This is a genomic window from Streptomyces sp. NPDC056361, assembly GCF_042262805.1.
GTDB lineage: Bacteria > Actinomycetota > Actinomycetes > Streptomycetales > Streptomycetaceae > Streptomyces.
Genome location: NZ_JBHJQI010000201.1, coordinates 1 through 11026, shown reverse-complemented (window position 1 = coordinate 11026; position 11026 = coordinate 1). Strand labels below are relative to the sequence as shown.

Below are 11026 nucleotides of genomic sequence, written 5' to 3'. Positions count from 1 at the left end.
GTACGCGGACTTCCACCCGGCACGCAGAGAGCACGCACCAGACGCCGCGGGGCCGCCCTTCGGGCGACGACGGGAATGTGACGACAGGCCCTAGGAGGCGTACGGAGCGACGAGCAGCCGCGCCGCCGAGCGTGCGGTCTCCAGGGCGGGGCGCGGGTCGCGCCCGGACTCCTGTCCCAGGACGACGCGGGTGCTCAACCCGTCGAGCAGGGCCAGGAGTTCGGAGGCGCGGGCGGCGGCGTCCAGGGGCGCGAAGCGGCGGCGCGCGACGCCGGCCGCCAGCAGGGTCTCCAGGTCCTCCTGCCAGCCCCAGTCCAGCTCTTCCTGGGCCTCGCGGAGCGCGGTGTTGCCGGGGGTGCGGGCCCAGAGTTCGATCCACAGCGTCCAGCGCGGGTCACGGGTGCCGCGGGGCAGGTAGAGCCGCAGGAAGAGGTCGAGCTTGCGCTCGGCGGTGATCCGGCGGGCGAGGAGCGCGCGCCGCTCCTCGGCGAGCGCGGCCTCGCTCCACCGGAGGGCGGCGAGCAGGAGCAGGTCCTTGCTGCCGAAGTAGTACAGGATGTGGCCGCCGCTCGTGCCGAGCCGCTCCGCCAGCGCGGACATGGTGAGCGAGGCGAGGCCGTCCTCCGCGATCGCGGTCATGGCCTCCTCGAGCATCCGCTCCTGGGTGACGTGTCCGTCCCGTCGTCGTGCCGCCCCTGCCACCACAGCCCTCCCCGTCCTGCCGTTCCGTGTCCTCGTGCGTCCGCTGTCCGCGAGACCGACCTTAACCGCAACCTCAGAGGGTCTTGACGTGGCCGGAACTCATCGCACATCTTGAATGCCGTTCTAACACTTAGAACGGCATTCAAGACAGGAGCGCGGTGTGCTCGGACACGACACGGAGCCCGTGACCACGGGCCGGACGGCGACCGACGAGGTCTTCCAGGTCGAGGAACACGGCATCGACCCCATCCCCGACGCCGAACGGCACGGCGGCGCCAAGGACGTCTTCTGGCTCTGGTTCGGCTCGAACCTCACCTTCACCTACGTCATCAACGGCGCCCTCGCCGTCGCCTTCGGCCTCTCCTTCTGGCAGGCCACCGCCGTCGTCGTGATCGGCGGCCTCTCCTTCCTCGCCATCGGCGCGGCCGGCCTCAGCGGGGTGCGCACCGGCACCGCGACCCTCGTGATCTCCCGGGCCGCCTTCGGCGTCCGGGGGAACTGGCCCGCCGGGCTCCTCAACTGGATCGTCAGCATCGGCTACACCGTCGTCAACACCGTGGTGGGCACCCTCGCCCTCGAAGCCTTCCTCGCCGACCTCGGTTGGCACGGCGGGCACGCCTCCCGCGCCCTCGCCCTCGGCGTCACCCTCGCTCTGACCTTCGCCGTCGCGCTCTGGGGCCACGCCACCGTCCAGTTCGCCGAACGCTGGATGGCGTACGTCCTCGCCGTCGGCTTCGCGGTCCTGCTCGTCCTCGTCCTGCCCGGCGCCGACACCTCCGCACCCGCCGCCGCGCCCGGCGCCTCCGGCTGGAGCCTCGCCTTCGTCGTCATGCTCGCGGGCCCCTTCTCGTACCTCCCCATGCCCGCCGACTACACCCGCTACCTGCCCCGCGCGACCACCCTCAAGGCCGTCACCTGGAGCGGAGCCCTGGGCGGGTTCCTCTCCTCCGTGGCCCTCGGCGTCGCCGGCGTGGCCGCGGCCACCCAGGCGGACATGACCGACGCCGTCGCCGGCACCGAGAGCCTCCTCCCCGGCTGGTTCCAGCCCCTCTTCCTCGCCCTCGTCCTCGGCGGATCCGTCACCAACTCGATCATCACCCTCTACTCGTCGAGCCTGAACCTCCAGGTCCTCGGCATCCCCTGGAGCCGCGCCCGCGCCATCGTCATCAGCGCCGCCGTCACCGCCGCGGGCTCCCTCGGTGCCCTCTTCCTCACCGACTTCACGACCTCGCTCCTCTCCTTCCTCTCCCTCCTGATCATCGTCTTCGCCCCCTGGGGCGGGGTCTTCCTCGCCGACATGCTGCTCCGCCGCTGCACCTACGACTCCGCCGGCCTGCACACGGGCGCCGGCGGCGCCTACTGGTACCGCGCGGGCTGGCACCCGGCCGGCCTCACCGCCCTCCTCTCCGGCCTCCTGTTCTCCGCCCTCACCTGCGACTCCGAACTCTGGACAGGCCCCCTCGTCGCCCTCCTCGGCGGCGCGGACCTCACCCTCCTCGGGGCCGCCGTCTCCGCCCTCGTGTACGTGCTCCTCGCCCGCGGTCACGTCACACCGGTGCGGCCCTGAGGCCCCGCGCCTTCCCCGCACCCCTGCGCCTTCCCCGCACCCCGCCCCTTCCCCGTACGCACGTCACGGAGTCACCCCGCATGAACAGCGCGACCCCTACTCCCACCTCCACCCCCACCCCCACCCCGGCCGACCTCGTCCTCACCGGGGCCCGCATCCACACCGTCGACCCGGCGCTTCCCGAAGCCCAGGCGCTCGCCGTCCGCGCCGGCCGCATCGTGTGGATCGGCTCCGACTCCGGGGCGGGCGCCTGGACCGGCCCCGGCACCGAAGTCCTCGACGCCCGGGGGCGGCTCGTCCTGCCCGGATTCGTCGACGCCCACAACCACGTCCGGCTCGGCTCCGACGACGCCTGCGTCCAACTCGCCGGCGCCCGCACCCTCGACGCCGTCCACGCGCGCATCCGGGACTGGCACGCGGCCCACCCCGACGCCGAGTGGATCGAGGCCGAGGCCTTCGACTACTCCGCCGTCCCCGACGGGCGCATGCCCACCGCCGCCGACCTCGACCCGGCCACCGGCGACACCCCCGCCCTCGTCCTCAGCTACGACGTCCACACCGCCTGGCTCAACACCGCGGCGCTGGAGCGGCTCGGCGTCGACCGCGACCACACCGACCTTCCCTTCGGGCGGGCCGTCACCGACCCCGCCACCGGCGAACCCACCGGATTCGTCAAGGACTTCGCCGTCAAGGGCCTCTCCCGCGACGGCCACCGCGCCCTCCGCGAGCTCGGCCTCCCCTGGGCCTCCCCGGACCGCCAGTACGGCCGGCTCGCCAAGAGCCTGGACGACGCCATCGGCTACGGGATCACCACCGTCGTCGAACCCCAGAACTCCCTCGACGACCTCGCCCTCTTCCAGCGCGCCCGAGCCGAGGGCCGGCTCCGCTCCCGGATCGTCGCCGCGCTCTTCCACCCGCGCGGCACGACCGACCGGGATCTCGACGAATTCGAGGAGGCCGCAAGGGAGTTCGCCGACGACCGGATGCGGGTCGGCCCGCTCAAGCTGTACATCGACGACGTCGTGGAACCGCGCACCGCCGCGCTCCTCGAGCCGTATGCGGGCTGCTCCCACCACCGGGGCGACACCTTCTACCCGCCCGAGGAGTTCGCCGAGCTGCTCACCCGGCTCGACGCGCGCGGCTTCCAGTGCTTCGTCCACGCCACCGGCGACCGGGGCATCCGTACCGTCCTCGACGCCGTCGAGCGGGCCCGCACCGTCAACGGGCCCCGCGACGCGCGCCACCAGGTCGTCCACGTCGAATGCCTCGACCCCGACGACACCCCGCGCTTCGCCGAACTCGGCGTCGTCGCCTGCATGCAGCCCCGCCACGCGGCCCCGGACATCGCCGGACCCGGCCAGGACTGGGCCGAGAACGTCGGTCCCGACCGCTGGCACAAGGCCTGGCCGCTCCGCAGCCTGCACGCCGCCGGCGCCGTCCTCGCCCTCTCCAGCGACTGGAACGTCGCCGAGATGGACCCCATGGTCGGCATCCACGCCGCCGTCACCCGCCGCCCGCCCGGCGGCGGACCGGCCTGGACGGCCGGCGAGACCCTGGACGTCGCCACCGCCGTCGAGGGCTACACGATGGGCTCCGCTTACGCCAACTTCCTCGACCACGAACGCGGTTCGCTGACCGTCGGCAAGCTCGCCGACTTCGTCGTCCTCTCCCGCGACATCCTCCGCATCGCCCCCGACGAGATCCCCAGCACCGTGGCGGAGACCGTCGTCGTGGGCGGAGTGGTCGTCGCGGGGCGTGCGCCGGCAGGCGTACGGGCTCCGGCGGAGTGACCGGCGCGGGATCGTGACGGGTGCGGGGAGCGCGACGCGAGCTGCCCGCACCCGCCCCCCGCGGCAGTCCCGGCGCGGTCAGTGGGCGTCCTCCCCGGACGTCACCGCCATCCGCCGCTCGAAGCGGCCGCCCGCGTCCCGAGACTCGTACACCCCGTCCTGCGTGGCGACGAGCAGCCGGCGGGCGTCCACGACGGTGAGCGCCTGCGGAGCGCCGCCCGGCACGGAGGCGACCCGGGTCCAGGAGGTGCCCCCGTTCGCGCCGCGGAAGAGGACGCCGCTCGGGTCGACGCCGTAGAGGGCGTCGGGCGCGCCCCACGACACGTACGCGAGCACCTGCCCGGAGGCGGGCGCGAAGGACCTGCCGCCGTCCGTGCTGCGGACCACGCCGGTTTCGGTGGTGGCGAGGACGGTGCCCGCGGTGGCGGGGGAGACGGCGATGTCGAGGGCGCGCAGGGCGGCCCGCTCCTCCCAGCGCACGCCGTCCGGGCTGACCCGCAGGAGCCCGTTCGCGCTGTCGTAGCCGTAGACCGTGGAGTCGGGGGCGGCGTCGAGGGAGTGGAAGTCGACCTCGCCCCCGAGGGACTTCTCCTGCCAGGAGCGGCCGGAGTCCGTCGACGCGATGAGGCCGAGGTCGGCGGGGCCGCCGCTGCCGGGGGCCGGATGCCCGCTGGCGAGGAAGGTGCCCGAGGCGGTGACCGTGAAGCCCATGAAGTCGTCCCGGCGGTCGCCGACCGGTACCGGCCGGCCGCCGGCGCCCGCCGTGCGCAGCCCCTCGTGGGTGGCGACGTAGAGCGTGTCGCCGCGGGCCCCGAGGCCGTGGATGTGGCTGAGGGAGGCGCCGGAGTCGGCGCCGGTGCCGGCCGGGCCGGTGGAAGTGCAGGCGGTGAGGGCCAGGGCCAGGGCGACGGCGGCGGTGAGGGCGGCGGTGGTCGTGGCGGCCGGGCGGCGGCCGGAGGGGTGTGTCTGCATCGTTCTTTCGCCTCAGGTGCGGGGGTACGGAGAGTGCGTGGGCGCGCGGGGCGCGGCGGCGGGGCGGTCCGTCCCGGAGGGAACGGACCGCCGTGGCACGCGTGCGTGCTCGCCTTACGGGGACGGGATCACAGGCGGTCGAGGATCTTCCGCAGCGCGCCGATCTCCTCGGACTGGGTCCGGACGACGTCGTCGGCGAGCGCCTTGGCCGTGGTGTTGCCGCCGTTCTTCCGCTCGTCCTCGGCCATGGCGACGGCACCCTCGTGGTGGGCGATCATCAGCTCGGCGAACCTGCGGTCGAAGGCCTTCCCCTTGGCGGCGGCCAGGTCCTTCATGTCCCGCTCCGACATCATCCCGGGCATGCCGTGCCCGGAGCCGTGACCGGCGGACGCGGGCTTGCCCCACGCCTTGAGCCAGCCCTTCATCTTCGTGATCTCCGGGTCCTGGGCCCGCTCGACCGCGGCGACCAGCTCCTTGACCTCGGGGTCCTCGGCCCGGCCCGCGGCGAGCTTCGCCATCTCCAGGGCCTGCTCGTGGTGGGGGATCATCATCTGCGCGAACATGACGTCCGCGTCGTTGAAGGCGCCGGGGGCGCCGGTCTCGGCGGCGGCCCCCGAGGCGGTGGCGGACGCGGGCGTGGAGGGAGTGGCGGAGGCGGTGGAGGGCTTGCCCCCGTGGTCCATTCCGCTCATCGCGTCGTCCGTGCCGCAGGCGGAGAGCAGAAGCCCGGCCGCGGCGACGGCGCCGACGAGGGCGGACTTCCGGGCGGTGCGGTTCGTGAAGGCACGCATGTGGTGACACCTCGTGTGCTGGTCGTACTGACGGAAGAAGGCAGGTCGAAGACGTTCACGGGCAGCGCGAAGCGCCCGCGGTGGCGTGACGGCCTAGATCCGCAGGACGGACAGAAGTGCGAGGTCGGGGGGCCGGCGCGGCGGAGCGTGAGGCCCCAGCGCGGGCGTGAGCCGCGCGAGGAGGAGGGCGAGCCACTCGGGGCGGCGCCCGAGCGCGGCCCGTACGAGCCCGGCCAGCAGCCAGGCACCGAGGACGGCCACGCACAGGGTGGTCATGTCCATCCCGGTACCGGGATCGTGCCGGGCGTCGCTCCTGTCGGTGGCGTCGGTGGCGGCAGAGCCGGCCGAGCCGTGGAGGCCGTGAGGGCTTCCGGTTCCGTGTGACGCGGCGGCCCCCGCGGCGTGCGCGGGTGCCCCGTGGGAGACGGCGGAAGCGGTGTCCGTGCCGTCGCCGGAGCCCGCCGGGTGCCCGACCGCATGCATCAGGAACACCCCGAGCGCGAGCACGACGACGAGCAGGAGGTGCCCCAGGGCACCTCCTGCTCGTCTGTCACGTTCCGCTCGGTGTGCAGCCACAGCCAGGACCTCCTGGCTGGGGAATATACCGTGCAGGGGTATCTGATCCGCGTCAGGCGGGAAGCTCACCCGACATCGCGGCGGCCATCCGCAGGTGCGGCGCCGCCTCGGCGGTGCGTCCCTGGCGCTCCAGGGTGCGGCCGAGCATCAGTCGGGCGTAGTGCTCGACCGGGTCGCGGTCGAGGACGGCCCGGAGCTCGGTCTCGGCCTTGGAGAGCTGGGCGGAGTGGTAGTAGGCCCGGGCGAGCAGGAGTCGCTGGGCCGTCTGCTCCGGGTGCTCGGCGACCAGGCCGAGCAGGATGCGGACGGCGGTTCCGTACTCCTTCGCTTCGAAGAACAGCTGGGCGCGGTCCCAGCGCTCTCCGGCTGTTCCGAACTCGTAGTACGTGTCGCTCACTTGCTGTCCCTTTCCAGAGTCCTGGATCTGCCACCCTGTGGGGTGGTCGATCAGGTCAACACAGCAGGATGGTTGAACATTCCACCATGATCGGCCTCGCCTCCCCGGGAGCGCCCCGGCACCCGGGAATCGGACAGGAAAAGGTTGAGCGACATGAGCAATCTCGATCGTCAGGCCACGCCCACCGTGTGCGGCGGCCGCGGCTTCGTCGTCGCCGAGCCGGTACGGGAGCTGCTCAGCCCCCGCCGCGTCCAGCTCGGCGAGTCGACCGAGGTCCGCCGGCTCCTCCCCAACCTGGGCCGGCGCATGGTCGGCGCCTGGGCCTTCGTCGACCACTACGGCCCCGACGACATCGCCGACGAGCCGGGCATGCAGGTCCCTCCGCACCCGCACATGGGGCTCCAGACCGTCAGCTGGCTGCACGAGGGCGAGGTCCTGCACCGCGACTCCACCGGCAGCCTCCAGACCATCCGCCCCCGCGAGCTGGGCCTCATGACCTCAGGCCGGGCGATCTCCCACTCCGAGGAGAGCCCCCGCCCGCACGCCCGCTTCCTCCACGGCGCCCAGCTCTGGGTGGCGCTCCCCGACGCCCACCGCCACGTCGAGCCCCACTTCCAGCACCACGCCGACCTGCCCCACGTCACCGCCCCCGGCCTCACCGCCACCGTCATCCTCGGCACCCTCGACGGCGCCACCTCCCCCGGCACCACGTACACCCCCCTCGTCGGCGCCGACCTCACCCTCACCGCCGGCGCCGACACCCGCCTCCCTCTCGACCCCGACTTCGAGTACGCCGTCCTCGCCATGTCCGGCGAAGCCCACGTCGACGGCGTCCCCCTCCTCCCCGGCTCCATGCTCTACCTCGGCTGCGGCCGCACCGACCTCCCCCTCCGCGCCCTCTCCGACGCCGGCCTCATGCTCCTCGGAGGCGAACCCTTCGAAGAGGAACTCGTCATGTGGTGGAACTTCGTCGCCCGCACCGACGAGGAGATCCGCGAGGCCCGCGAGCAGTGGATGAAGGGCGACCGCTTCGGCGAGGTGAAGGGCTACGACGGCGACCGCCTGGACGCCCCGGAGGTCCCGCCGACCCAGCTGAAGGCGCGGGGGAGGGTGCGCTGACCTGTGCTTTTCTCCTCGTGGCCGATGCCGGAAGGAGGTTCGATCGGCCATGTCTCCGGTTCGTCGGCGTGTCGCTGGGAGGGGCGGTTTCGCAGTCCCTCCCAGCGGCGCAGCCGATGCGGCGTGCTTCTGCGGTGTGCTCGTGTGCGAGCAGGTCTGGTCAGCTGAATGCCGACCTTGTAGTGGGCGACCGGATCCGGGTAGGCGCCTCCGGTCGGGTCGCCCACCGATACGAGTGGGGCCGTGTCGGGGAGGATGTTGCAGAGCGCGCCGTTGAGTCCGGTGGGTGATCCGATGGTTCCGTCGCCGCGGCCAGGATGGATCCGGATTTCGCCTCCCGCGCGGGCGACGATGTCCTCGTTCCCGTCCCCGGTCCAGTCGCCACAGTGGCTGATCGACGCTCTGCTCCAGCCGCTGTTTCCGATGGTGAGGCGGGAGGCCGTCCCGGTCATTCTGCTGGGGCCCGATGACTTGTGGCCGGTGCTGCAGGCGGGCGGAGGCCTGGGCGGAGGCGTTCCTGTCATCGGCAGCAGGCCAGGGCCGATCCGGGCCGGGTGCAGCCGAGGGCATCCACGCGAGCGCATCGTCGGCCCGTCCGGCGCATTCGCCGGACCGGTCGTGCCGAGCTGCCTGCCCGGCCCCAGGGGCGTCCCGAGACTCGCCCGTGACCTGCGGAAAGATCCACGACGGGGTTACGACCGGTTTCGTCACCACGCGCACAGGATCGTCACCGAACCGACATACCGAGCGGTCGGGAACCCCCTTACGCAGGAGCCCTACCCATGAGTAACGTACGCGGACCCACCAGCGCCACCCGCCCGTTCCCCGGGGCGGCAAGGAGCAAGATCGATGTCGTACCACCAGCCTTTCCCGGGCCCACCGCCCGTACCCCAGCACCGGAATGCCGGGCGGCACCGCCAAGAGGCGGCGTCGCAGTCCTGGGAGGGCGGATCGCCGTCCTGGGACACCGATCCACAGGCAGCCTGGGACGCGTCCCCGCGAGCGTGGGACTCCTCGCCGCAGGGCTGGGACTCCGCGCAGCAGCCCTGGGACGCGTCCCCGCAGCCGCAGCCTCCCGCGGCCACCGGCGATCGTGACGATCTGCACCGGCTCGGATCGGCTTACCGCAGGCTCCGTCGCGTCGCCACCTTCACCGCGCTCGGCTACTTCGTCATCTTCCTTTTCCTGTCCGGCTACGCCCCCTCGATGATGACCGGCAACATCACCGGTGGTCTCACCGTCGGTCTGGTCCTGGGGCTCCTCCAGTTGCCCGTGGCGCTGGCTGCGATCGCGGTGTACGAGCGGATCGCGCGCAAGAACGTCGACCCGCTCGCCGCGGCGATCCGCGAACGCGCCGAGCAGGCGGCCGCGGCAGCCGCGGCCCGGCCGGAACGTCAGAGCCGCTCCGGACGTCCCGTGTGGAAGCAGCCCACCGGAGGTGCGCGCGCATGACCAGCTTCAGCTCCGAGGCCCAGACCATGTCGCTGATGGCGTTCATCGCGGTCATCACCGTCACGCTGCTGCTGTGCGTGATGACCGGTCCCGATCGTGACGACCTGGGCGATTTCTACACCGGCTACCGCTCGCTCTCCCCCGTGCAGAGCGGCCTCGCGATCGCCGGCGACTACATCTCCGCCGGCACCGTGCTCGGCACCATCGGCATCATCGCGCTCGTCGGCTATGACGGCGTCACGCTCGCCCTGAGCACCGCGCTCTCGCTGGTCCTGATGATGTTCCTGCTCGCCGAACCGCTGCGTAACGCCGGCCGGTTCACGATCGGCGACGTCTTCACCCGGCGTCTCCCCGGCCCCGCCGTGCGGATCGCCACGGCCGCGGTCACCCTGACCGCACTGCTGCCGCTGGTGGTCTTCCAGCTCGCGGGCGCCGGTGACCTCCTCTCCGTCGTCCTCGGCTTCGACTCCGACGGCTTCAAGACCGGGGCGATCGTGTTCCTGGGCCTGCTGATGATCGCGTACGCGGCGATCGGCGGCATGAAGGGCACCGCCTTCATCCAGATCGTCAAGACCGTCGCCCTGCTCGGCGCGTCCCTCGCGATCGCCGCGCTCATCCTCAACCGCTTCGACTTCAGCCTGCCCTCCCTGCTGGACGCAGCCAAGCGTGGCAGCGGGGCGGGAGACGCCTATCTCGCCTCCGGTCTGCAGTTCGGCGGCAACGAACTCGACATGATCAGCACTCAGTTGACGGTCGTACTCGGCGCCGCGGTGCTGCCACAGATCACCATGCGCATGTTCACCGCGCGCAGCGCGGCAGCCGTGCGGCGCTCGATGTCCTGGGCGGTGTCGACCGTCGTCGTGACCTGTCTGCTGATCGCCGTCATCGGCTTCGGCGCGGCGGCGATCGTCGGCCACCAGGGGATCGTCGCCGGTGACCCGCAGGGCAAGACAGCGTTCCTCATGGTCAGCCAGGCCGTCATGGGCACGGACCAGACGACCTTCGAGACACTGCTGTTCACGGCCGTGTCGACAGCCGTCTTCCTCACCCTGCTGGCCTCGGTCGCCGGGATCACCCTCGCCTGTGCCAACACCCTGGCGCACGACCTCATCACGCACGGGTTGCGCCGCAAGGCGCAACTGAAGGGCTCCACAGAGATGGCCATCGCCCGGACCGCCGCGGCGGGCGTCGGGTTCGTGGCGATCGCGATCGCCGCCGGTGCACGGCATCTGAACCTTCAGGCACTGCTCACCCTGTCGTTCTGCATCGGCGCGTCCGCGGTCGCACCGGCCCTCGTCTACAGCCTCTTCTGGCGCCGCTACTCCCGTACGGGACTGCTCCTCACCCTCATCGTGGGCAGCGTCTCCGCGATTGTCCTCATGACCGGCAGCAACCTGGTGTCCGGATCGCCCCAGGCGATCTTCCCGGACCAGGACTTCAACTGGTTCCCGTTCACCACGTCGGGCATCCTCTCGGCCCCGCTGGGCTTCCTCGCGGGCTGGCTCGGCACGGTGCTCTACGAACGTGACCCGGCCGACCACCGCATGCGGTACGAAGCGGTGGAGGAGACGATCCTGGCCGGCACCCCCGCGGCGAACAGCGCCTCCCCGTCCTGACGCGCACGCCCCGACGAAAGGGCGCCCGGCCTGAAGTTCCAGGC

The 11026-nt window shown here is 72.4% G+C and carries 10 protein-coding genes; 5 read left to right on the top strand and 5 right to left on the bottom strand.

Going from position 1 to position 11026, the window contains the following annotated elements; all coding sequences use genetic code 11:
- Positions 1 to 90 precede the first annotated feature (90 nt).
- Positions 91 to 702 carry a TetR/AcrR family transcriptional regulator gene (locus tag ACFCY7_RS37365; protein ID WP_376490538.1) on the bottom strand — a complete coding sequence of 204 codons (612 nt, stop codon included), beginning with the start codon at positions 700 to 702 and terminating at the stop codon, positions 91 to 93.
- A gap of 160 nt (positions 703 to 862) precedes the next feature.
- On the opposite strand from ACFCY7_RS37365, the gene ACFCY7_RS37360 reads away from it, so the two are divergent.
- Positions 863 to 2269, top strand: a complete 1407-nt coding sequence (locus ACFCY7_RS37360) for a purine-cytosine permease family protein (RefSeq protein ID WP_376490537.1) — start codon at positions 863 to 865, stop codon at positions 2267 to 2269.
- Positions 2270 to 2349: 80 nt separating this feature from the next.
- Positions 2350 to 4059 carry an amidohydrolase gene (locus tag ACFCY7_RS37355; protein ID WP_376490536.1) on the top strand — a complete coding sequence of 570 codons (1710 nt, stop codon included), beginning with the start codon at positions 2350 to 2352 and terminating at the stop codon, positions 4057 to 4059.
- Between the two features lie 78 nt (positions 4060 to 4137).
- On the opposite strand, the gene ACFCY7_RS37350 is transcribed toward ACFCY7_RS37355, so the two are convergent.
- The 4 genes from ACFCY7_RS37350 to ACFCY7_RS37335 all read right to left on the bottom strand — a co-directional run bounded on the left by ACFCY7_RS37350 (position 4138) and on the right by ACFCY7_RS37335 (position 6795).
- Positions 4138 to 5031: a F510_1955 family glycosylhydrolase gene (locus ACFCY7_RS37350; protein ID WP_376490535.1), complete on the bottom strand. Its 894-nt coding sequence runs from the start codon at positions 5029 to 5031 to the stop codon at positions 4138 to 4140.
- 128 nt (positions 5032 to 5159) lie between these two features.
- Entirely contained in the window at positions 5160 to 5822 is a 663-nt protein-coding gene (locus tag ACFCY7_RS37345; protein WP_376490534.1) for a DUF305 domain-containing protein, read from the bottom strand.
- A 93-nt stretch (positions 5823 to 5915) separates the two neighbouring features.
- The gene (locus ACFCY7_RS37340) at positions 5916 to 6398 is read right to left on the bottom strand and encodes a hypothetical protein (protein WP_376490533.1); all 483 of its coding nucleotides are present in this window, start codon (positions 6396 to 6398) and stop codon (positions 5916 to 5918) included.
- Positions 6399 to 6450: 52 nt separating this feature from the next.
- Positions 6451 to 6795, bottom strand: a complete 345-nt coding sequence (locus tag ACFCY7_RS37335) for a tetratricopeptide repeat protein (RefSeq protein ID WP_376490532.1) — start codon at positions 6793 to 6795, stop codon at positions 6451 to 6453.
- A gap of 153 nt (positions 6796 to 6948) precedes the next feature.
- Here ACFCY7_RS37335 and ACFCY7_RS37330 point away from each other — a divergent pair, with 153 nt between their 5' ends.
- The 3 genes from ACFCY7_RS37330 (at position 6949) to ACFCY7_RS37320 (ending at position 10982) form a co-directional block, all read left to right on the top strand.
- Positions 6949 to 7914, top strand: coding sequence for a pirin family protein (locus ACFCY7_RS37330; RefSeq protein WP_376490531.1), 966 nt, complete (start codon positions 6949 to 6951; stop codon positions 7912 to 7914).
- Between the two features lie 849 nt (positions 7915 to 8763).
- Positions 8764 to 9366: a DUF485 domain-containing protein gene (locus ACFCY7_RS37325; protein ID WP_376490530.1), complete on the top strand. Its 603-nt coding sequence runs from the start codon at positions 8764 to 8766 to the stop codon at positions 9364 to 9366.
- The gene (locus tag ACFCY7_RS37320; protein ID WP_376490529.1) at positions 9363 to 10982 is read left to right on the top strand and encodes a cation acetate symporter; all 1620 of its coding nucleotides are present in this window, start codon (positions 9363 to 9365) and stop codon (positions 10980 to 10982) included. Before ACFCY7_RS37325 ends, ACFCY7_RS37320 begins: the two co-directional genes overlap by 4 nt.
- Positions 10983 to 11026 lie beyond the last annotated feature (44 nt).

Excerpts from the sequence above, each read along its gene's own strand:
- ACFCY7_RS37355 (WP_376490536.1), top strand. The coding sequence starts at position 2,350 with ATGAACAGCGCGACCCCTACTCCCACCTCCACCCCCACCCCCACCCCG.
- ACFCY7_RS37350 (WP_376490535.1), bottom strand. The coding sequence starts at position 5,031 with ATGCAGACACACCCCTCCGGCCGCCGCCCGGCCGCCACGACCACCGCC.
- ACFCY7_RS37345 (WP_376490534.1), bottom strand. The coding sequence starts at position 5,822 with ATGCGTGCCTTCACGAACCGCACCGCCCGGAAGTCCGCCCTCGTCGGC.
- ACFCY7_RS37330 (WP_376490531.1), top strand. The coding sequence starts at position 6,949 with ATGAGCAATCTCGATCGTCAGGCCACGCCCACCGTGTGCGGCGGCCGC.
- ACFCY7_RS37325 (WP_376490530.1), top strand. The coding sequence starts at position 8,764 with ATGTCGTACCACCAGCCTTTCCCGGGCCCACCGCCCGTACCCCAGCAC.
- ACFCY7_RS37320 (WP_376490529.1), top strand. The coding sequence starts at position 9,363 with ATGACCAGCTTCAGCTCCGAGGCCCAGACCATGTCGCTGATGGCGTTC.